The sequence below is a fragment of the Halorubrum sp. CSM-61 genome, assembly GCF_003781945.1.
Taxonomy (GTDB): Archaea; Halobacteriota; Halobacteria; order Halobacteriales; family Haloferacaceae; genus Halorubrum.
Window position 1 is genome coordinate 137,628 of record NZ_RJJW01000004.1, and the last position, 18,712, is coordinate 156,339.

General features: G+C 68.3%; 25 protein-coding genes. 16 read left to right on the forward strand and 9 right to left on the reverse strand.

Going from position 1 to position 18,712, the window contains the following annotated elements:
• Positions 1 to 522: 522 nt before the first annotated feature.
• The 5 genes from EDM04_RS08620 to EDM04_RS08640 form a co-directional block, all read right to left on the reverse strand.
• Positions 523 to 1,329, reverse strand: a complete 807-nt coding sequence (locus tag EDM04_RS08620; RefSeq protein ID WP_123621141.1) for a carbon-nitrogen family hydrolase — start codon at positions 1,327 to 1,329, stop codon at positions 523 to 525.
• Positions 1,326 to 1,754, reverse strand: coding sequence for a CoxG family protein (locus EDM04_RS08625; protein ID WP_123621143.1), 429 nt, complete (start codon positions 1,752 to 1,754; stop codon positions 1,326 to 1,328). Before EDM04_RS08625 ends, EDM04_RS08620 begins: the two co-directional genes overlap by 4 nt.
• An 84-nt stretch (positions 1,755 to 1,838) precedes the next feature.
• Positions 1,839 to 2,066 (reverse strand): hypothetical protein, encoded by a 228-nt coding sequence (locus EDM04_RS08630; protein ID WP_007998354.1) that lies wholly within the window; start codon positions 2,064 to 2,066, stop codon positions 1,839 to 1,841.
• Between the two features lie 51 nt (positions 2,067 to 2,117).
• Positions 2,118 to 2,300 carry a hypothetical protein gene (locus tag EDM04_RS08635; protein ID WP_123621145.1) on the reverse strand — a complete coding sequence of 61 codons (183 nt, stop codon included), beginning with the start codon at positions 2,298 to 2,300 and terminating at the stop codon, positions 2,118 to 2,120.
• A gap of 102 nt (positions 2,301 to 2,402) precedes the next feature.
• Positions 2,403 to 3,434 (reverse strand): phosphate uptake regulator PhoU, encoded by a 1,032-nt coding sequence (locus EDM04_RS08640; RefSeq protein WP_123621147.1) that lies wholly within the window; start codon positions 3,432 to 3,434, stop codon positions 2,403 to 2,405.
• A 166-nt stretch (positions 3,435 to 3,600) separates the two neighbouring features.
• On the opposite strand from EDM04_RS08640, the gene EDM04_RS08645 reads away from it, so the two are divergent.
• Positions 3,601 to 3,960, forward strand: coding sequence for a response regulator (locus EDM04_RS08645; protein ID WP_123621149.1), 360 nt, complete (start codon positions 3,601 to 3,603; stop codon positions 3,958 to 3,960).
• Positions 3,961 to 3,996: 36 nt separating this feature from the next.
• Here the strand turns inward: EDM04_RS08645 and EDM04_RS08650 are convergent, their stop codons facing one another.
• Entirely contained in the window at positions 3,997 to 4,377 is a 381-nt protein-coding gene (locus EDM04_RS08650; RefSeq protein WP_123621151.1) for a hypothetical protein, read from the reverse strand.
• 138 nt (positions 4,378 to 4,515) lie between these two features.
• Between EDM04_RS08650 and aglJ the strand changes: the two genes are divergently transcribed.
• The 5 genes from aglJ (at position 4,516) to purK (ending at position 10,491) form a co-directional block, all read left to right on the forward strand.
• On the forward strand, positions 4,516 to 5,448 hold the full coding sequence (gene aglJ, locus EDM04_RS08655) for an S-layer glycoprotein N-glycosyltransferase AglJ (protein ID WP_123621153.1): 933 nt from the start codon (positions 4,516 to 4,518) through the stop codon (positions 5,446 to 5,448).
• Between the two features lie 81 nt (positions 5,449 to 5,529).
• The gene (locus EDM04_RS08660; protein ID WP_123621154.1) at positions 5,530 to 6,693 is read left to right on the forward strand and encodes an AI-2E family transporter; all 1,164 of its coding nucleotides are present in this window, start codon (positions 5,530 to 5,532) and stop codon (positions 6,691 to 6,693) included.
• A gap of 27 nt (positions 6,694 to 6,720) precedes the next feature.
• Positions 6,721 to 7,890, forward strand: coding sequence for a cell division protein FtsZ (locus EDM04_RS08665; RefSeq protein WP_123621155.1), 1,170 nt, complete (start codon positions 6,721 to 6,723; stop codon positions 7,888 to 7,890).
• 66 nt (positions 7,891 to 7,956) lie between these two features.
• The gene (locus tag EDM04_RS08670; protein WP_123621157.1) at positions 7,957 to 8,691 is read left to right on the forward strand and encodes a hypothetical protein; all 735 of its coding nucleotides are present in this window, start codon (positions 7,957 to 7,959) and stop codon (positions 8,689 to 8,691) included.
• A 612-nt stretch (positions 8,692 to 9,303) separates the two neighbouring features.
• Positions 9,304 to 10,491: a 5-(carboxyamino)imidazole ribonucleotide synthase gene (gene purK / locus EDM04_RS08675; RefSeq protein ID WP_123621159.1), complete on the forward strand. Its 1,188-nt coding sequence runs from the start codon at positions 9,304 to 9,306 to the stop codon at positions 10,489 to 10,491.
• 18 nt (positions 10,492 to 10,509) lie between these two features.
• Here the strand turns inward: purK and EDM04_RS08680 are convergent, their stop codons facing one another.
• Both EDM04_RS08680 and EDM04_RS08685 read right to left on the reverse strand, forming a co-directional pair.
• On the reverse strand, positions 10,510 to 10,761 hold the full coding sequence (locus EDM04_RS08680; RefSeq protein WP_123621162.1) for a type II toxin-antitoxin system HicA family toxin: 252 nt from the start codon (positions 10,759 to 10,761) through the stop codon (positions 10,510 to 10,512).
• Between the two features lies 1 nt (position 10,762).
• Positions 10,763 to 11,032: a type II toxin-antitoxin system HicB family antitoxin gene (locus tag EDM04_RS08685; protein ID WP_123621164.1), complete on the reverse strand. Its 270-nt coding sequence runs from the start codon at positions 11,030 to 11,032 to the stop codon at positions 10,763 to 10,765.
• Between the two features lie 83 nt (positions 11,033 to 11,115).
• On the opposite strand from EDM04_RS08685, the gene EDM04_RS08690 reads away from it, so the two are divergent.
• Positions 11,116 to 11,322 (forward strand): hypothetical protein, encoded by a 207-nt coding sequence (locus tag EDM04_RS08690; RefSeq protein WP_241154880.1) that lies wholly within the window; start codon positions 11,116 to 11,118, stop codon positions 11,320 to 11,322.
• Here EDM04_RS08690 and EDM04_RS08695 read toward each other — a convergent pair.
• Positions 11,305 to 12,525, reverse strand: a complete 1,221-nt coding sequence (locus EDM04_RS08695; RefSeq protein WP_123621166.1) for a PQQ-binding-like beta-propeller repeat protein — start codon at positions 12,523 to 12,525, stop codon at positions 11,305 to 11,307. The two genes, EDM04_RS08690 and EDM04_RS08695, sit on opposite strands and share 18 nt — an antisense overlap.
• Positions 12,526 to 12,648: 123 nt before the next feature.
• Here EDM04_RS08695 and purE point away from each other — a divergent pair, with 123 nt between their 5' ends.
• The 9 genes from purE (at position 12,649) to nuoK (ending at position 18,712) form a co-directional block, all read left to right on the forward strand.
• Positions 12,649 to 13,266, forward strand: coding sequence for a 5-(carboxyamino)imidazole ribonucleotide mutase (purE, locus tag EDM04_RS08700; protein WP_123621168.1), 618 nt, complete (start codon positions 12,649 to 12,651; stop codon positions 13,264 to 13,266).
• 145 nt (positions 13,267 to 13,411) lie between these two features.
• The gene (locus EDM04_RS08705) at positions 13,412 to 13,828 is read left to right on the forward strand and encodes an NADH-quinone oxidoreductase subunit A (protein WP_123621170.1); all 417 of its coding nucleotides are present in this window, start codon (positions 13,412 to 13,414) and stop codon (positions 13,826 to 13,828) included.
• Positions 13,828 to 14,526, forward strand: coding sequence for an NADH-quinone oxidoreductase subunit B (locus EDM04_RS08710; protein ID WP_123621172.1), 699 nt, complete (start codon positions 13,828 to 13,830; stop codon positions 14,524 to 14,526). The genes EDM04_RS08705 and EDM04_RS08710 overlap by 1 nt, the downstream gene beginning before the upstream one ends.
• Positions 14,523 to 16,187 (forward strand): NADH-quinone oxidoreductase subunit D, encoded by a 1,665-nt coding sequence (locus tag EDM04_RS08715; protein ID WP_123621174.1) that lies wholly within the window; start codon positions 14,523 to 14,525, stop codon positions 16,185 to 16,187. Before EDM04_RS08710 ends, EDM04_RS08715 begins: the two co-directional genes overlap by 4 nt.
• Positions 16,187 to 17,260 carry an NADH-quinone oxidoreductase subunit H gene (locus tag EDM04_RS08720; protein ID WP_123621176.1) on the forward strand — a complete coding sequence of 358 codons (1,074 nt, stop codon included), beginning with the start codon at positions 16,187 to 16,189 and terminating at the stop codon, positions 17,258 to 17,260. Before EDM04_RS08715 ends, EDM04_RS08720 begins: the two co-directional genes overlap by 1 nt.
• A 1-nt stretch (position 17,261) precedes the next feature.
• Complete coding sequence (locus EDM04_RS08725; protein WP_123621178.1) at positions 17,262 to 17,723, forward strand: NADH-quinone oxidoreductase subunit I; 462 nt, start codon at positions 17,262 to 17,264, stop codon at positions 17,721 to 17,723.
• Between the two features lie 49 nt (positions 17,724 to 17,772).
• The gene (locus EDM04_RS08730; RefSeq protein ID WP_004049822.1) at positions 17,773 to 18,039 is read left to right on the forward strand and encodes an NADH-quinone oxidoreductase subunit J; all 267 of its coding nucleotides are present in this window, start codon (positions 17,773 to 17,775) and stop codon (positions 18,037 to 18,039) included.
• Entirely contained in the window at positions 18,036 to 18,392 is a 357-nt protein-coding gene (locus tag EDM04_RS08735) for a hypothetical protein (RefSeq protein WP_123621180.1), read from the forward strand. Before EDM04_RS08730 ends, EDM04_RS08735 begins: the two co-directional genes overlap by 4 nt.
• The gene (gene nuoK, locus EDM04_RS08740) at positions 18,392 to 18,712 is read left to right on the forward strand and encodes an NADH-quinone oxidoreductase subunit NuoK (RefSeq protein WP_123621182.1); all 321 of its coding nucleotides are present in this window, start codon (positions 18,392 to 18,394) and stop codon (positions 18,710 to 18,712) included. The genes EDM04_RS08735 and nuoK overlap by 1 nt, the downstream gene beginning before the upstream one ends.

The window sequence follows — 18,712 nt, forward strand, 5'->3', positions numbered from 1 at the left end:
ACGGACGGTGGAAGCGAGTCTCCGACCGGCCCGCCCGTAGACGGGGTGGGGCCGGCCGGTTTCGTCCGCGGCGTTTACGTGCTACCCTGACCGGGATAAGTAGCTATCGTCCGAATTATCCATTTTGATACCTGAAAAGTCCGAACGGTCGTCGTCGACGGCGGATGCGAGCGCGAGTACGAACGCGCATCCTCGGAACGCGAGACCGCGGCTGTGAGTGGTTCGGAAAGGGGGAGAGAAGCGAAGGCGGCGAGAGGCGAAGTCGAGTGGCAAACGGAGAACCGGCGGCGAAAGGCGACGGGAAGGTCAAGCGGTGGGAGACGGACGGGAGGCGGACGGGCGGCGGCCGAACAGCGGACCCCCGGGCTGTCAGCGGCGTCGCCGCCCGAAGTGGTCGGGACGGGCGCGTGGTTTTGTCGCCGAACTCCAACGAGAAAAGCGTCGGACTTCGGCAATGTCTCCTTGGCGCTTCTCCCGTATAAATGAGACGGTCCGAAGCTACCGCCGGTCGCGCAGCACGGGTTACCGCCGGTCGCGCAGCGCGGGGAACTCCTCGCGCACCGCGGCCACGCGATTCGGATCGATCTCGGCGGTCACGGCCGTCGGCTCTTCGCCCGCCGACGCCAGCGTCGTCCCCCACGGGTCGTAGACGGTCGTTCGGCCGCAGAGCGCGTCGCCGTCGAACGCGCCGCTCCCGTTGACCGCCGCGACGTACGCCAGGTTCTCGATCGCCCGCGCCCGGCCGAGCGTGCGCCAGTGCTCCACGCGCGGATACGGCCACGCGCTCGGCACCAGCACGCAGTCGACGCCCGCCTCGGCCATCCGGCGGAACTGCTCGGGGAACCGGAGGTCGTAGCAGGTCGTCACGCCGACGCGAACGCCATCGATCTCCGCCACCGGCTCCCGCTCGCCGGGGACCATTCGGCTCGTCTCCTCGGAGCCGTAGCCGAACAGGTGGCGCTTCCGATAGACGAGCCGGCGCTCCCCGCTCCGGTCGAACAGCACCGCCGTGTTCGCGAGCCCCTCGTCGGCCGGCGCGTCGATCCCGTCGGCCGCGGACGCGGCGAGGTCCTCGACGACGGTCCCCGCCAGCACGTTGACGCCTTCCGCGGCGGCGACCGCGGCGAACCGGCCCAGCCGGTCGCCGCCGAGGCCCTCCGCCGCGCGGGCGTACGACTCGAACGCGAAGTACCCCACGTCGAACAGCTCCGGGAGGACGACCAGGTCCGCTCCGTCGGCCGCGGCCTCGCGGACCGCCTCGATCGCGGCCGCGACGTTGTCCTCCACGGCGCCGCCCTCGACGCCGAGCTGGACGCAGGCGAGCCTCATGCGGTCGTTCCGAACGACGCGCGCAGGGCGTCCTCCAGGTTGTCGAGCTCCGCGTCGAAGTTGCGCTCGAAGAACGACTCGACGCCCGGCAACCTCCCCTCGACCACGAACTCGTTGGCCAGCCGGCAGCCGCCGTCGGTCTCGGTGATCGTGTGCTCGCCGGTGACGCGGAACGCCTTCGACTTGCCGACGAACTTCACTCGGCTCGGCGGCTCGCGCTCGACCTCCTCCGTCTCGACGGAGATGGTCGATCGGATCATCGGGATCGGGAGCGCGACGTGCCACGTCACTCGCCCGTCGCCGTGTACCTCGAAGGTGTCGACGACGCTTATCGCCCCTGCGCGCTGCTCGGCGTCCGAGATGAACGCCCACACGTCCTCGGGCGGGGCGTCGAACTCGAACGTCCGGGAGACTCGGACGGTCATACGCTCCCGTTCGGGACTGCGGGAGTTAAAAGCACGCGAGTCGGACGGGCGGGGAAGAGTCGGGAGCGCGGAAGCGAGATCGCGTCAGCCCTGCGGGGTCACGCGCCACGTCGTCGACCGCGCTCGGCCCCACTTCTCGATGTCCACGTCGTCGGACTTCTCGGCGAGCCGGGGGAGCCGCGAGCCGACCTGCTTGGCGGTGAGGCCGATCGCGTCGGCGATCGTCTTCGAGCGGACGTACCGCTCGCCACGGGTGACGCTGTCCGTGAGGTACGCGAGGATGCGCTGCTCCTCCTCGGTGTACTCGCTCATACGCCGAAGTAGGCGTCAAACGTCCTTAACGGTTACTCGTCCGGCCCGCGATTAGTCGTAGACCTGTACGGCGACGACCGAACAGAGGGCGAAGAGGAACGCCGCTCCGAAGCCCCACGCCTTCCCGATCTGCGACGGGTGGCCGAACAGCACCACTGCGCCGACGACCGCGATCGCGCCCAACGCCAGTGCCACGCCGACGTCCATGTCAGACTCGATGGATGCCTCGCTCATATCCGTCGCTTTGCGGGCGGCTACTTAGTTCATGCGAAGCGGGGGCTCGGACTCGAAACGGCGGTCGGGTGCCGATCGAGCGGTCGGGTGCCGATCGAGCGGTCAGATGATCTCGACGTGCTCCGACTCCTCGTTGAGCGCGAGGTTCGCGGCGATCTCGGCGTTCCGCATCGCGTACTCCGCGGTGTGCTGGAGGCTGACGAGCACCTCGCGGGTCATTAACAGCGTGTCGTTGTCGAGGTCGCTCGGGAGCTCCCCGAGGATCTCCTGTTCGCGGTCCTCGAGCCGGGCGAACAGCTCCCGGCACTCGACCGTGAGGTCGTAGTCGCGCTCGACGACCGCCCGCACCGCCAGCGCGGTCAGCTCGTCCACCTGATCGGTGAACTCCCGGATCTGTCGCATCGTCGCGCTGTCGACGTCGAGCGTGTGGCCCTCCGCCTCCATCACGATGTCGGCGATGTCCTCCGCGTTGTCGGCGGTGAGCTCGAGGTTCTTCGCGACCGAGCGGTAGCCGATCAGCGGGAACCCCTCCTCTAACCCGACCGCGCGGGCGAGGTTCGGGTTCTGGTACGCCGTGAAGATGAGCCGGAGCAGGAGCACGAAGATCTTGTTCGCCTGCCGCTCGCGATTGAGCGCGCGCTGGGCCAGGTCGGGGTTGCCGTGCGCGAGCGCCTTGACGGCCTCGCCGCGCATCGTCGAACCCGTGTTCTCCAGCCGTTCGAGCAGGTTGTCGAGGGTGAAGTCCTCCGGGTCGACCGAACACCGGATCGAGATGTCCGAGGGCGTCTCCTCGATGACGCCGAGCCCCATCAGCTGCGTCTCGGCCTTGTAGACGGCGTTGATGTGCTCGCTGTCGAGTGTCCCCTCGCTGCGGACGTGGATCACGCGCCGCCCGAGGACGTACTGCGCGACGATGGCGCGCTCGAGCGAGCGCGCGTCGAGCGCGTCCGCGTTGATCACGGCCTCCGACTCCTCCGTGCTCACCGACTCCGGCAGGACCGTGAGCGTTCCCTTGCCGCCCATCCGCAGCGAGACCTCGTCGCCCTTGTTGACGCCGTGCTCCTTCGCCCACTCCGCGGGGAGGGTCATCGCCAGCGTCGACGGCCCCAACCGCTGGACTTTCCGCGTTTCCATGCGCAAGAATACCGCGGGATCCACCTTAACCTTGTTCCTATGTTCATTATACGCTTCGTCGAATATACAAGGTGTTCTTCGGCATCGTCGACGAGGGAGGAGAGAGCCCTTCACCGGTTGCGGGTCGATCCGCGCGCTTATGGCGTTCAGCCGTCGACGGACAGGTATGACCGAGCGGGTGCTCGTCGTCGACGACTCCTCGTTCCAGCGGACCGTCGTCCGGGACGCGCTGGAGGGGCCCTTCGAGGTGGTCGACGAGGCGGAAAACGGCGCGGAGGCGGTGGAGCTGTTCGAAGCGTACGAACCGGACGCGGTGTCGATGGACGTCGTCATGCCGGAGATGACCGGGATCGAGGCGACCGCCGCGATCAAGGACCGCTGGCCCGACGCGGTGATCGTGATGTGCACGAGCGTCGACCAGCAGGAGAAGATGATGGAGGCGGTGAAGGCCGGCGCGGACGGCTACGTCACGAAGCCCGTCGACGCCGACGAGCTGGTCCCCGAGATGCGGAGCCACTTCGAGTGAGCGGCTCGCGGTCGTGGCGGAGGCGGGCCGACTCCCTCACGCCGGATCGAACGACCGTAGGATCGACGCGAGCGCGCTCGCGAGCTCCTCGAAGCGGTCGATGTCCATCGAGTCGGTCGTCACCCAGATCCCGTGCCCGTCGTTGATGACTCGCGTGAGGTAGCCGTTCTCGAACACGCGGACCGTGAACCGGTACTCGCCGAGCTGGGTGTCGGCGTACAGCGACTGCGCGTGGAACCCGTGTCGCTCGCTCTCCGCGAAGCCGACGAGGTCGGCCGTCCGGCTCAGGTCGCTGCGGAGGTAGAGCTGCTCGACGTCCTCCTCGGTGAAGTACGTGAGGCTCCGCAGCTCGTCGCCGGTGGCGGTCCGCGCGGCGCTGAGCAACTCCTCGACGCGCTCGTCCGGTGGATGTGTCATGCTACCACGATCGATCGTCTGGTACATGAGCGTATGGGTGCTCGCAGAACCGACGGGCCGGGGGTCCATCGGTCTGCGGGGGACCGGTCCCGACCCGGAAGGACAGAGTTTAGCGACTCCCCCGATATCGACCGCGTAATGAGCGAGTACGACGACGTCTGCGTCCTGCTGCCGACGATGGACGAGGTCGAGACGGTCGCGCGCGTCGTCGAGTCGTTCCGCGATGCCGGACTCGACGAGGTCCTCGTCATCGACGGCGGATCGACGGACGGCACGCGGGAGGCCGCCCGAGAGGCGGGCGCGCGCGTCGTCGAGCAGTCCGGACGGGGGAAGGGTCAGGCCGTGAGAGAGGCGGTCCGCGACCACGTCGACGCGTCCTACGTCGTGATGGCCGACGCGGACGCGACGTACGACGCTGACGACGCCGACGCGATGCTCGATCCCCTGCTGTCCGGCGAGGCGGACCACGTCATCGGGAACCGGTTCGCGGACATGCGCCCGGGCGCGATGACGCGGCTGAACCGGATCGGCAACCGGCTCATCAACCTCGCGTTCCGCGTCATCCACGGCGAGAACTACGGAGACATCCTCTCCGGCTACCGGGCGTTCACGCGCGAGTCGTTCAGCAGGCTCCACCTCACCGCCGACGGGTTCGGGATCGAGACCGAGATGGCGGTCGAGTGCGTGAAGAACCGGCAGTCGGTCGCGGTCGTCCCGATCACCTATCGGGAGCGCCCCGGCGGCTCCGCCACCAACCTCCACCCCGTCCGCGACGGCGGCGTGATCTTCCTCGAGCTGTACCGGAAGGCGAAGACGAACAACCCCCTGTTCTACTTCGGCAGTCTCGGCGCGATCTCGACGAGCGCCGGGGCGCTCATGACCGGCTACGTGCTCTACGACTGGTTCGCCAACGGGATCACCCACGAGGTGATCACGATGGGAGCCGTCGGGGCCGCGATCTTGGGGATCCAGCTGCTGATCTTCGGATTCCTCGCCGACATGATCCTCTCGCTCCACCGCGAGCAGGTGGCGCACTACGAGCGTTCGATCGACGACGGCTCGGACCGGTAGGCGACGGGTTCTCCTCTCCCCCTCCGCCCTCCAAACCGACCGAGCCCCATGGTTTATGACGGACCGCGAAGAGGAACCGCTATGGACGAAAAGCGGTTCGTCATCGCCCTCTTCGGACTCGTCATCGCGGTGCTCGTCGGGTTCATCGCCTACCGGTTCGTCGCGCCGCTCACGGTCGCCGTCTTCCTCTACTACTCGACTCGACGCCTCTTCCACCGGCTCGAACGCTTCCACCTCCCCGCTCGCGTCAGAGCGGTGGCCTCGCTGTCGCTGATCGGCGTCCCGCTCATCGGGCTCTTGGGCTACACCGTGCTCCTCCTTTTGATCGAGGCGCGTCGGTTCATCGAGCAGTACCCGGTCGCCGAGACGGTCGGCGCCGAGAACTCGTGGGTCGGCGACCTCGCCGCGCTCTCGAACCCGACGTTCGACGGGATCATGCAGGCGTACCAGTCCGGCCAGCTCGACCCGCTCATCGACTTCGCCTCCGAGCAAGCGGGGCTGTTGGCGGGCGTGCTCTCGGCGCTCGCGTTGAACCTCCTCATCACGATCGTCGTCACGTACTACCTGCTGCTCGACGGCTCGAAGTTCCACGAGTGGCTGCTCACGTTCGACGACGACGCCGTCGTCCGCGAGTACTTGGAGACGGCCGACGCCGAGCTGGAGGCGGTGCTGTACGGGAACCTGCTCAACGTCATCGCCATCTCGATCATCGCCGTCGTGACCTACACCGGTTACAACGTGGTCGCGCCCGAGATCGTCGAGGTCCCCTACCCGGCGCTCGCGGGCGCTCTCACGGGAATCGCCAGCCTGATTCCCGTGATCGGAATGAAGATCGTGTACGTCCCGCTCGCGGCGGTGACCGCGGTCCCGCCGGTCCTCGGCGACGAGGTCGCCACGCTCGCGTACGTCGTCGGGTTCCTCGTCGTCGCCGCGGTCGTCGTCGACACGATCCCCGACATCGTGCTCCGGCCGTACTTCAGCGGGAAGACCACTCACGTCGGGCTGCTCATGCTGGCGTACATCTTCGGCCCGGTCGTGTTCGGGTTCCACGGGCTGTTCCTCGCGCCGATCGTGCTCGTGTTGGCGCTCACGTTCGCCGACACCGCCCTGATACGGCTGCTCGGCGGCGACCCCGACGAGGTCGGTCCGGAGATCCCGCGCGGACAGCGGCAACTCGACGAGTTCGGATCGGCGAGTTCGAGTCGGCGGGTTTCGAGCAGGGACATCTCCGAGCCGAAAAGATAAACCCCCGCTCGACGACCGGGGTGACGTATGCGTGTACACGTCATCGGTCTCGGGGGCGCCGGGGGCCGGGTCGCCGACCGGCTCGCGACGGACAGCGACGGGGACCGGTTCCTGCGGGGCGTCAACGCGTTCGACACCGACGCGGCCGCGCTCGACGCCCTCCGGTCGATCGACGAGCCCCGCCGGTACCGCTTCGGCGACGCGGCCGGCGGCGGCGGGCTCGACGGCGACCTCCACGCGGCCCGGCGGCTCGGCGACGCCCACGCCAGCGAGCTCGGCCGGGCGATGGACGACCAGCAGCCCTCGCTCGCGGAGGCGTTCGTCCTCGTCGTCGGGGTCGGGGGCGGCGCGGGCGCGGGCGTGGCGCCGGCGCTGGCCGAGGAGCTGACGCGGCTCTACGACGTGCCGGTCTACGCCGTCGGGCTGCTCCCGACGCCCGCCGAGTCCGAGGCCGGCGGGTCCGGCCGGCCCGGCGACTCCGACTCGCCCCGCTCGAGCGCGACCGGCGACGGCTCCGCGGAGCGCCCGCCGGAGCGCCCCCTCGCGGAGAAGAACGCGGCGCGGACCCTCGAGGCGCTCTCGGACCGGTGCGCGGCGGTCTTCCCGTTCGACAACGCCGAGTGGCTCCGCCCCGGCGAGACGGTCGCCGACGCCCGCGACCGGCTGAACGGGGTCGTCGCGGAGCGGGTCGCGGCGCTGTTCGGCGCCGGCGAGGCCGACGGCGCGGACTCGACGCCCCAACAGGTCCTCGACGCGAGCGACGTGGCCCGAGCGGTCGGCGACGACGGGGAGGTCGCCGCCGTCGGCCACGCGACGCAGGCGGTCGAACCGCTCGAGTCGGGGTCGCGGTTCGGACTCGGGCTGTTCGGCTCCTCGGAGCCCGCCGAGATCGACACGAGCGAGGCGGTGTCGGCGATCGAGACGACGATCCGGAAGGCGACCCGCGGGAAGAACACCGTCGAGGTGCCGGACGGGCGGGCCGACCGGACCCTGCTCGTGGTCGGCGGGCCGCCGGCGTGGCTCAACCGCGAGGCGATCGCGGACGGGCGACGGTGGCTCGAAGACGAGACCGGCTCCGGCGCCATCCTGAGCGGCGACGCCCCGGTCCCGGGCGGCGACGAGGTGTTCGCGCTGGTGGTGCGGTCGGGGATCGACGAGCCGGCTCGAGTCCGCGAGATCCGGGAGTCGATCGCGTGAGTTCGGGTGGGTGTGGTTCCGCTCCCGACCCGAACTCGTTAACCGGGTGAGGCGCCCAGTACGCCCGTGACCACCCACGCCGACCTCGGGCTCGACCTCGACGTGCGCGACGCGGGCGCGGTCGCCGACCGGCGCGACGAGCTCGTCGCCGCCGTGCGGGACCACGCCGGAACGATCGCCTACCAGCTCGCGAAGCTGCAGGGCGGCGACTACGGGCGACAGGAGCTGTCGACGCCGGGCGGGACGTGGACCGTCAAACACGAGGCCGGCGAGCTGGAGTTCCTGCTGTTCTCGCCGAAGTCGGGCTCGGACGTGTACGTGATCTCGACGAAACAACCGCCGGAGCCCGCCGACCTGGCGACCGCGCTCGACGACTACGCGAACTTCGTCGCCGCGTGGAACGAGTGGGTCCGATCGCTCTCGGGCGTCCTCGACGGCGTGAGCGCCGAATTCCCAGAGACGGCCTCGACCGACGGCGTCGTCGCCGAGCGCGACCGGGTGCTGGACCGCGTGCGCGACACCTGCTCGGTCATGGCCGGCGAGATCTACCGATACGAGGGCGACGACTACGGCACCTTCACCGCCCGCGTCGACGGCGACCGCTGGGAGCTGAAGTGGGAGGAAGGGACCGTCTCGTACCTCCGGGTCGGCGGATCGGGCGGGCTCTACCTCCTCTCGCAGTACGAGGCGCCGTCGGCGGCCGACGTGCGCGAGTACGCCGACTCGTTCCGGGGGTTCGTCGACGCGTACAACGAGTTCGTCGCGGAGCTGGAAAGCGACCTCGCGGCGGTCGAGCTGTAGGCGCCGGGAACCGACTGTGAACGATAGCGGGAGTACGTATTGCAGATCGTTTGGGTGGTTGTTTATAAGTGATCGAGTGGTGTTGCTGTCGGCTGTTTATAAGTGATCGACGACGCTGCGGTGACGGCCTCCGAAGCCCCAGCCGTGAGGCCGCAGTACGCTCGTTGCGCTCCTCGCTCGCGCTGCTCGCTGCGGTGCTTACGTCGCCTACTGCGGCCTCACGGCTGCCCCTTTGAGTCCCTCCCGCCGCAACCGCCCCGCGCCTCACACCTCCCCAGCCTCGCGGTTCGCGCTCTTCGAGCGCTCACCGCGTCCCTCGCGGGCTGGCTCGCGGCCGCCACCGGCGACCGCTCGCAGGCGCGCCACCGCATCGTTCTTTATAAGCGATCGTCGCCGTCGCTCACGATCGTTTAAATACCGCATCTCTGCCACCGATCTGCTTCACCCACTCCCGTGATCGAGCAAAAAGGATGCTTCGGCGATCAGCTGCTGTATACTGCACTCTGTCTGCAGAACGATATTTCAACAGAGCGGCGAAGTCTGAACACGATCGTGGTCAATATACTACCCGATGTGGGAATATTTATGCAGTAACGTCCGGTACCGTCGCGTATGACGATCACGCTACCGGGACCGACGCTCGGCGTCGTCGGCGGGGGGCAACTGGGTCGGATGATCGGCGAGGCGGTCGCGCGGCTCGGCGTCGAGGTCGTCGTCCTCGATCCGACGCCCGACTGTCCGGCCAGTCCCGTCGTCAGCGACCAGATCGTCGCCGGCTTCGACGACCCGGAGGGAATCGACGAGCTGGCGAGCCGCGTCGACGCCCTGACCTTCGAGATCGAGTTAGCCGATCCGGACCTCATGGCGGAGGCGGCCGCCGAACACGGCGTGCCCGTCCACCCCGATCCGGACACGCTCCGCACCATTCAGGACAAGCTCGTCCAGAAGGAGGCGCTGGTCGACGCCGGGATCCCCGTCCCCGAGTTCGCCGCGGTCGCCACCGCCGAGGGGCTCGAACGGGTCGCCGAGGAGTTCGGCGGCGTCATGCTGAAGGCCCGAGAGGGCGGGTACGACGGCCGCGGGAACGTCCCGGTCCGGGACCCCGCGGACGCCGCCGACGCGCTCGACGAGGTCGGCGGCGCCGCGATGGCCGAGGAGCTCCTCGACTTCGAGCGGGAGATCGCCGTGATGGGCCTGAAGGGCGCCGACGGCGAGACGCGGACTTATCCCGTCACGGAGACGGTCCACCGCGAGGAGATCCTCCGCGAGAGCGTCGCACCGGCCCGGACCGACGACGCGGTCGTCGCCGAGGCCGAGTCGGTCGCCCGCGACGTGCTCGACGTCCTCGACGGCCGGGGCGTCTACGGGATCGAGCTGTTCGAGACCCGCGAGGGCGACGTGTTAGTCAACGAGATCGCACCCCGGCCGCACAACTCCGGCCACTGGACCATCGAGGGCGCGCGCACCTCGCAGTTCGAGAACCACGTCCGGGCCGTGCTCGGGTGGCCGCTCGGGCCGACCGATCTCGTCGCGCCCGCGGTCACGGTGAACGTGCTCGGCGACACAGACGAGACGCAGGAGGCGACGCTGTCGGGCGTCGAGGAGGTCCTCGCGGCGCCCGACGCCGACCTCCACTGGTACGGGAAAGGCGACGCGCGCCCGCTCCGGAAGATGGGTCACCTGACGGCGACTCCCGGAGATGACGGGGACGACTCGGACGCGGCCCCGGAGGACGACCGCGACGCCCTGCTCGCGCGGGCACGGGACCTCCGCGACGCGCTGACGTTTCGGGACGCGTAGTCGCGAACGGGTCGATCTTCACGAGTTCCGATCGATCCACGCGCAGAAGGCGTCGAAGTCGCGTGCTCCCGCGCTTTCTGCGATGTTCCTGGGCGTTCCCTCTCGAACTTCCTCGTGCAACGGGACCGTGACGTGTCTTTCGTCCGCCTCGTTCGTCGGGTGCTCGTAGTAGAGCTGTGCGTGGTCGCCGGTGGTCCGCCGCCACTCGAAGCCGCCGCGGTTGACGAGCACTTTCACGATCTCCCGTCCGGAGAACGTGCGCCTCGCCACGCTATTCGAGCGCGTCGGGCGGCTTCGCGTCTCCGGTCGCGTTCCTCTCCGGATCGATCCCGAGTTCCCGAAGCTCTTCGTCGGTCGGTTCGCGGCCGACCTCTCCCCTGTGAAGCGCGACGGCCTCGTCGAGGTTCTCCAGCGCGTCGCCTCGTGACTCCCCCTGTGTCGTGACGCCCGTCCCAACGTCCCGGGCGATCCACCAGTCGTCCTCTCGCCACAGCCGGATCTCGCCCTCGTGATCCGGCCCGTTTTCCGTCGAGCTTGCCATTACGGTAGAGTTCGTGCGATTTCGTTGTTAAGGGTTGGGCAGGCGAACGACTGATACGGATACGACGACCAACGGTCGAACCGATGCCCGACGACCGCCCGGCCGACGCGGTCGCGTTCGAGGCCGACTCCGTGAGCTACGCGGCGCGCGCCGAGGGTCGCATTCCCGACGCCGCTGAGCTGGGGGTCGATCCCGGCGAGATCCGCACCGCGCGGTGGTTCGACGGGACCCCAGACCGACTACACGACGGCGACCTGCTTCGAGCGTATCTCTCAGGAAAGAACCACTAACTGCCCGCTACCGTTTTCCGCCGCCACCGTCGCGAACAGCCTCCCGTCGGCGGCCGTGACGTAGCTGGCGCCGCCGTCGACCTCGCGTTCGAACCGCGTCTCGCCGACGCGGACGGATCGGACGCCGACGCCTCCGCCGACGCCGACCCCGTGGAGCCGTTCTCCGCCGACGTATATCGTGTCACCGACGAGCGCCGGCGGCGTCGGTCGAACGGCGTTCCCGATTCCGGTCCGCCACGCGTGATTCCCGCTCTCCGCGTTCAGCCCGTACAACCGCCCGGCCGAGACCGCGAACACTCCGCCGTGGCCGGCCGCTATGCCCCCTTCGGCGAATCCGCGAAGGCCGGCTCGCCACTGCGGCTTCCCGGTCGCGTCGAAACAGCGAACCGACCCGTCGCCCGCGCCGACTACCACGTCCCCCGACCCCCGTATCGATTCGCCGTCCGGTCCGCGTGACCCGACGACGGTCGGCGGGGTACGGATCCCGGCGGCGACGGTCCGGTTCCAGCGCACCCGTCCGTCGTCGACCGCGTACAGCTCCCCGCCGGTGGTCGCGGCGTAGACGACGCCGTACACCGACGCCAGTGAGTGGGCGGCGGCACGCCGGACGATCCCACCGAGCCGGCGCTCCCACTGCAGTTCGCCCGTCGAGCCGTCGAACGCCCGGAGGTACTCGCCGGCGCCGATCACCACTCGGTGGCCGTCCCCGCGGTCGACCACGAGGGGCGTCGTCTCCCCGAAGACGTACTCGAACTCCCGACCCCACAGCCGCTCACCGGTGTCGAGGTCGCGGGCGACCAGCGCGTCGCTCTCCGGGACGTACGCCACGCCGTCCGCGACGGCCGGCGCCCCCGTGTAGCGGAACGCGCTGTTGTCGTCGGGAGCGACGGCCCAGCGCCGGCTCAGGTCCCCGCGGTCGAGCGCGACCACGTCCACGCCGATGTTGAGAAGCACTACCTCGTCGGTCACCACCGGGTCACCGGCGGGAATCCCGTCGAACTCGTGCGTCCGGTCGACGGTCGGGTCGTCGCGCGGCGCAACGCCGTTCGGCACCGCCCGCGAGTTCAAATCGTCGCCGCCGCCGCTCGGCCAGTCGTACGTCTCGTCGTCGCCGGGGCCGGCGTCGAACCCGGTGAGACAGCCGGCGGTAGCCGTCAGTCCGGCCGCTCCGAGGCCGGAGAGAAACGCGCGTCTGGAGGGCATGTTCGTCCCGCGATTCCGCGGCCGGAGCCTTCGGCCTTGCGGTCGCCGGGGTGTCTATCAACGGCGTGATAGTCGGACACGGGACCGGCACGATTTACAACCCGCCTCGCGTCACCCACACCCATGACCACGGTTCAAGACCTGATCGACCGGCTCGAAGCGGAGGCGGCGGCCGACGCCGACCCCGAGACCACCCCGGACGTGGGGATCATCATGGGGTCGGACTCCGATCTCCCCGTCATGGAGGGCGCGTACGAGGCGCTCGACGAGCTCGGGTTCGCCGAGCAGACCGACTTCGACGACGCGCCGGACGCGCGGTTCACCTACGAGAGCTACGTCGTCTCCGCGCACCGGACCCCGGAGCTCATGTACGCCTACGGGGAGACCGCGGCGGCTCGCGGGCTCGACGTCGTGATCGCGGGCGCGGGCGGCAAGTCAGCCGACCTTCCGAACATGACCGCGTCGCTCGCGTACCCGATCCCGGTGATCGGGGTCCCGGTTCAGGAGAAGTCTGTCGACTCCGTGATCGGGATGCCCACGGGCGCCCCGATCGTCGCCGTCGACGCCGGCAAGTCGTTCAACGCCGCCCTGTCTGCCGCGCAGGTGCTCGCGCGCGAGCACGACGCGATCGAGGAGCGACTGATCGAGTACCACGAGGGACTGAAAGGCGACGTGGCGGCGGTGTCGGCCGACCTACACGACCTCGGTATCGACGGGTTCCGCGAGCGCGACGAGTCGTAGCACTGGGGGGAAAGCGAGAAGGTACCGGATCCGGATCGTCCGTCCGACCCGCTCGCCGCCGTTTTCGGCGACGCGGAGCCGTTGCGGTGAAGACTCAACGCTTATGAGGGGGCGGTCCAAACCCCAGCACGTTACGGAGACCTATATGAGCGATTGGATAGCGATCGGCGCCTTGGCGGCCGTCGGCGTGCTCATCCCGTTGGGGATGATGTCCGTGTCGGCGTTGCTCCGTCCGAGCGTGCCTGAGACCGGTAAAAGTACCACCTACGAGTCCGGCGAGACCCCGACTGGCGGGACGCGGATCCGGTTCAACATCCAGTACTACATGGTCGCGCTGTTGTTCGTCGTGTTCGACATCGAGACCGTGTTGCTGTTCCCGTGGGCCGTCATCTACCGCCCGGCGATCGCCGCTGGCGTGCCGATGATCGACCTGCTGTGGCCGATGTTGGCGTTCGTCGGAATCCTCGCGATCGGGCTCGTCTGGGCGTGGCGCTCCGGCGCGATCAGCTGGGCCCGGAGTCCCCGCGCGACGAGTCGAAAGACGGAGCGTGACCTCAACTAATGAGCAGCGATCAACCATTCATCACCGACGAATCGCAAGTCGTAACCGAGACCCGCGACGCCCGGATGACCGGGCAGGGGGACCGGTTTAACTCCCGCCTCCGAGAGGCGTTCGGCTCCTCGCCGTTCATCCTCACCAAGTTCGACAAGTTCCTGAACTGGTGTCGCGGCTCCTCGATGTTCATGCTGCAGTTCGGTATCGCCTGCTGCAGCATCGAGATGATGCACACCTACGCGGTGAAACACGACCTCGACCGATTCGGGTCGGGCGTCCCCCGCGCCTCGCCGCGACAGGCCGACGTGATGATCGTCCCCGGGACGATCGTCTCGAAGTTCGCGCCGCGGATGAAGCGCGTGTACGACCAGATGCCCGAGCCGAAGTTCGTGGTCGGCATGGGCTCGTGTACCATCTCCGGCGGCCCGTTCCAGGAGGGGTACAACGTGATCAAGGGCGCCGAGGAGGTCATCCCGATCGACATCCACGTCCCCGGCTGCCCGCCCCGCCCCGAGGCGCTCGTCTACGGCGTCGTGAAGCTGCAGGAGCGCGTCGCCAACGGCGAGGCCTCCCCCGTCACCGTCAAGCCGTACGAGCTGGAGGAGTTCTCCGACCTCGAACGCGACGAGCTCGTCGACAAGCTCGCCGACCAGATCGACGAGGACGAACTCGTCATGCGGTACAACTTCGCTGATTCACCATGAGCCTCGAACGACCAGACACCGCCGACGACGGCGCCGTCGAGCGCACCCCCGACGAGCTGGAGGCGCTCCTCGGCGACCTCGTCGTCGACCGCGACGACCACCTGAACGCGCCCGGGTTCGTCATCCGGCCCGACACCGTCCAGGAGACGCTCTCGATCCTGAAAGAGCAGGCGGGGTACGACCACCTCTCGCTGGTCACCGCTCAGGAGTACGAGAACCGCTACGAGTCGATCTACCACCTGAAGAAGTTCGACGATCCGACCCAGGAGGTCAGCATTGTCGTTCCCGCCGACAAGGACACCCCCGTCTCCGAATCGGCCGAACCGGTGTTCCGCACCGCCGACTGGCACGAGCGCGAGGCGTACGACCTGATGGGCGTCGAGTACGACGACCACCCCGACCTGCGCCGGATCCTGCTGCCCGAGACGTGGCAGGGCCACCCCCTGTCGATGGACTACGACCAGGAGCGGCCGCAGATCGCCTCGCTTCCGGAGCACGCGAACCCGCTCCAGGAACACCACAAGGACGCGGAGTCTGACACGATGTTCCTCAACATCGGGCCGCACCACCCGGCGACCCACGGGGTGCTCCACCTGAAGACGGTCCTCGACGGCGAGCAGGTCGTCGACGTCGAGCCCGACATCGGCTACCTCCACCGCTGTGAGGAGCAGATGGCCCAGAACGGGACGTACCGTCACCAGATCATGCCGTACCCGGACCGCTGGGACTACATCTCGGCGGGCCTGCTCAACGAGTTCGCGTACGCCCGCGCGGCCGAGGACCTCGCCGACATCGAGGTCCCCGAGTACGCGCAGGTCATCCGCACGATGGGCGCCGAGATGTCTCGGATCGCCGCGCACATGCTCGCGCTCGCCACGTTCGCGCTCGACATCAACGGCGACTTCACGGCGACGTTCATGTACGCCATCAACGACCGCGAGCGCGTGCAGAACCTCTTGGAGGACCTGACGGGCCAGCGGCTGATGTTCAACTACTTCCGGCTCGGCGGCGTCGTCTGGGACCTCCCGGAGCCGCGCGAGGAGTTCTTCTCGAAGACCCGGGACTTCCTCGACCAGCTCCCGGAGTCGATCGAGGAGTACCACAACCTCATCACCTCCAACGAGATCTTCCAGATGCGGACGATCGACACCGGCGTCCTCCCGCCGGAGGTCGCGAAGAACTACGGCGCGACCGGTCCCGTCGCCCGCGGCTCGGGCGTCGACTACGACCTGCGCCGCGACGACCCGTACGGCTACTACGACGAGCTCGACTGGGACGTGGTCACGGAGGACGGCTGCGACAACTTCAGCCGCCTGCTCGTCCGAATGCGCGAGGTCGAGGAGTCCGCGAAGATCATCGAGCAGTGCGTCGATCTGCTCGAGGACTGGCCCGAAGACGAGCGGAACATCCAGGCGAACGTGCCGCGCACGCTGCGCCCGGACGACGACACCGAGATCTACCGCGCCGTCGAGGGCGCGAAGGGCGAGCTCGGCATCTACATCCGCTCGGACGGCACGGACAAGCCGGCGCGGTTCAAGATCCGGTCGCCGTGCTTCTCGAACCTCCAGACGCTCCCGGAGATGGCGAACGGGGAGTACATCCCCGACGTCGTCGCCGCGCTCGGTAGCCTGGACATCGTTCTCGGGGAGGTGGACCGCTGATGGGGACGGCGCCCGCACAGCTGTTCCCCGAGTTCCTCGTCGACACGTTCGGCCTCCCGGGCGTGCTGGGCGAGGTCGTCGCCTCGCTGATCGGAGCGGCGGTCGTCGCCAACATCATCCTCGCGTTCTCCGGCGTCGCCGGACCGTGGGCGAAACGGAAGATCACGGCGGCGTTCACCGACCGGATCGCGGTCGACCGGATCGGCCCCTTCGGGCTGCTCATCATCCCGGCTTCGGCGGTCCAGCTGCTCGCGAAGGAGCTCATCATCCCCGAGGGAGTCGACCGCCCGACGTGGGACATCGCTCCGATCCTCCTGCCGGCGTCGGCGATGCTCGGCTTCTCCGTGATCCCGATGGGCCAGATCGGCCCGCTGAACATCCACCTCGCCGACCCCGAAGTCGGGTTGGCGCTGGTGTTCGCGTTCGCCTCCATCGCCTCCGTCTCGCTGGTGATGGCCGGCTACGCGTCGAACAACAAGTACTCGCTGCTCGGCGGGCTCCGCGCCGTCGCGCAGAACCTCGCGTACGAGATCCCGCTCATCGTCACCGCGATGTCGGTCGTGATCTTCGCGGGGACGCTCCAGATAAGCGGCGTCGTCGGGGCGCAGACGGAGACGCTCGCGACGGTCGCCGGGTTCGATATCCCGGCGTGGTTCGCGTTCGTGAACCCGTTCGCGTTCGTGCTGTTCCTCACGGCGAACTTAGCGGAGATCGGTCGGAACCCGTTCGACATCCCCGAGGCGCCGACGGAGATCGTCGGGGGGTACCAGACGGAGTACTCCTCGGCGTACTTCGTTCTGTTCTACCTCGGCGAGTTCGTCCATATCTTCCTCGGCGGCGCGATCCTGTCCGTCGTGTTCCTCGGTGGCGCGTCCGGTCCGGGCCCGGAGAGCATCAGCTTCATCTGGTTCGTGGTGAAGGTCTGGGGCTTCTTCCTGTTCACGCAGTGGGCCCGCGCGGCGATTCCCCGCGTCCGGATCGATCAGCTGATCGAGATCGGATGGAAGGGAATGCTGGTGCTGTCGTTCGCGAACCTGGTGCTCACGGCCGTAATCGTGGGGGTGATCGCGTAACATGATCGGACTCATGAAATCCATGGCGACGACGATGAAGCACGCGCTCGACGGGAAGACGTTCACCGTGGAGTACCCGGAGGAGGCGCCCGAAGTCAGCCCGCGCTTCCGCGGTGTCCACAAGTTCAGCCAGGAGCGGTGCATCTGGTGCCGGCAGTGCGAGAACGTCTGCCCGAACGACACGATCCAGATCGTGCAGGACGAGCAGCGCAACGGCGAGCAGTACAACCTCCACATCGGGCAGTGCATCTACTGCCGGCTGTGCGAGGAGGTCTGCCCCGTCGACGCCATCCTGCTGACGCAGAACTTCGAGTTCACCGCGGACACGAAGGACGACTTCGTGTTCAACAAAGAACAGCTCAAGAACGTCCCGTGGTACAAGGGAATCGACCCGCTTGAATCCCGGAACCCCGATCGCGGCGCGTGGATCGGGGAGGGAGACGGCGAGATCGACTACCAGTAACGGGTGCGTCTCGAAATCTTCAAAGGGACTCTCATAGGAGACACACACAATGGTTTATGCTACCATCGCGTTCGGGCTGTTCGCCGCGGTCACGCTGGCGTTCGGCCTCGGGGTCGTCCTGGCGCGCGACGTGTTCCACGCCGCGTTGCTTCTGGGCGGTGCCCTGACGAGCGTCGCGGTGCACTACGTGATGCTGCAGGCGGAGTTCATCGCCGCCATGCAGATCCTCGTCTACGTGGGCGGGGTCTTGATTCTCGTCACGTTCGCCGTGATGCTCACGCGATCGGACACGGAAACGGAGGTGAATAGCGCGTGAGTAACGACGACTCCCGGAGCCGCGGGCGTCTCGTGCCCGCAGTCGCGGTCGGACTCCTGTTCGCGGTACTGGCGCTGACGGTGCTGTCGGCGGACTTCGGCGAGGTCGCCGCGTTTCCGGCCGACGCGTCGATCGTCCACAACATCGGGTACGCCCTCTTCAACCTCGGCGAGTACGAGCTCGGCTCGGTTCCGGCCGAGGGGTTCCTCGCGGCGTTTCTGATCGCGGCGGTCGCGCTCGACGTGGCCGTCGACGGGGCGGTCTACCTGGCGAAACGCGAGGAGGACGGCTCCATCGTCGCCGCGGTGGGCGAGGCGCTCACCGACGGCGGGCGCGAGGGGGGTGAGCGGTAATGACCGCCGTCGCCTCTTCGATCCCGCCCGAGTGGTACCTGCTGCTCGCCGCCGCCGTGTTCTGTATCGGCCTGTTCGGCGTGCTCACCCGAAACGACGCGCTGTACTTCCTGATGAGCATCGAGCTCATGATGAACGCCGCGAACATCAACTTCGTCGCGTTCGCGCTGTACTACGGCGACCTCACGGGACAGGTGTTCGCGTTGTTCGTCATCGCGCTCGCGGCCGCGGAGGTCGCGATCGGGATCGGCATCATCCTCGTGTTGTACCGCAACTTCGGCGTCACCGACGTGACCGTTCCAACGGAGATGAGGTGGTAA

Bases quoted from the DNA above. Each gene is read 5' to 3' on its own strand.
- EDM04_RS08620 (WP_123621141.1), bottom strand. From the start codon at position 1,329: ATGAGGCTCGCCTGCGTCCAGCTCGGCGTCGAGGGCGGCGCCGTGGAG.
- EDM04_RS08625 (WP_123621143.1), bottom strand. From the start codon at position 1,754: ATGACCGTCCGAGTCTCCCGGACGTTCGAGTTCGACGCCCCGCCCGAG.
- EDM04_RS08630 (WP_007998354.1), bottom strand. From the start codon at position 2,066: ATGAGCGAGTACACCGAGGAGGAGCAGCGCATCCTCGCGTACCTCACG.
- EDM04_RS08635 (WP_123621145.1), bottom strand. From the start codon at position 2,300: ATGAGCGAGGCATCCATCGAGTCTGACATGGACGTCGGCGTGGCACTG.
- EDM04_RS08640 (WP_123621147.1), bottom strand. From the start codon at position 3,434: ATGGAAACGCGGAAAGTCCAGCGGTTGGGGCCGTCGACGCTGGCGATG.
- EDM04_RS08645 (WP_123621149.1), top strand. From the start codon at position 3,601: ATGACCGAGCGGGTGCTCGTCGTCGACGACTCCTCGTTCCAGCGGACC.
- EDM04_RS08650 (WP_123621151.1), bottom strand. From the start codon at position 4,377: ATGACACATCCACCGGACGAGCGCGTCGAGGAGTTGCTCAGCGCCGCG.
- aglJ (WP_123621153.1), top strand. From the start codon at position 4,516: ATGAGCGAGTACGACGACGTCTGCGTCCTGCTGCCGACGATGGACGAG.
- EDM04_RS08660 (WP_123621154.1), top strand. From the start codon at position 5,530: ATGGACGAAAAGCGGTTCGTCATCGCCCTCTTCGGACTCGTCATCGCG.
- EDM04_RS08665 (WP_123621155.1), top strand. From the start codon at position 6,721: ATGCGTGTACACGTCATCGGTCTCGGGGGCGCCGGGGGCCGGGTCGCC.
- purK (WP_123621159.1), top strand. From the start codon at position 9,304: ATGACGATCACGCTACCGGGACCGACGCTCGGCGTCGTCGGCGGGGGG.
- EDM04_RS08685 (WP_123621164.1), bottom strand. From the start codon at position 11,032: ATGGCAAGCTCGACGGAAAACGGGCCGGATCACGAGGGCGAGATCCGG.
- EDM04_RS08690 (WP_241154880.1), top strand. From the start codon at position 11,116: ATGCCCGACGACCGCCCGGCCGACGCGGTCGCGTTCGAGGCCGACTCC.
- EDM04_RS08695 (WP_123621166.1), bottom strand. From the start codon at position 12,525: ATGCCCTCCAGACGCGCGTTTCTCTCCGGCCTCGGAGCGGCCGGACTG.
- purE (WP_123621168.1), top strand. From the start codon at position 12,649: ATGACCACGGTTCAAGACCTGATCGACCGGCTCGAAGCGGAGGCGGCG.
- EDM04_RS08705 (WP_123621170.1), top strand. From the start codon at position 13,412: ATGAGCGATTGGATAGCGATCGGCGCCTTGGCGGCCGTCGGCGTGCTC.
- EDM04_RS08710 (WP_123621172.1), top strand. From the start codon at position 13,828: ATGAGCAGCGATCAACCATTCATCACCGACGAATCGCAAGTCGTAACC.
- EDM04_RS08715 (WP_123621174.1), top strand. From the start codon at position 14,523: ATGAGCCTCGAACGACCAGACACCGCCGACGACGGCGCCGTCGAGCGC.
- EDM04_RS08720 (WP_123621176.1), top strand. From the start codon at position 16,187: ATGGGGACGGCGCCCGCACAGCTGTTCCCCGAGTTCCTCGTCGACACG.
- EDM04_RS08725 (WP_123621178.1), top strand. From the start codon at position 17,262: ATGATCGGACTCATGAAATCCATGGCGACGACGATGAAGCACGCGCTC.
- EDM04_RS08730 (WP_004049822.1), top strand. From the start codon at position 17,773: ATGGTTTATGCTACCATCGCGTTCGGGCTGTTCGCCGCGGTCACGCTG.
- nuoK (WP_123621182.1), top strand. From the start codon at position 18,392: ATGACCGCCGTCGCCTCTTCGATCCCGCCCGAGTGGTACCTGCTGCTC.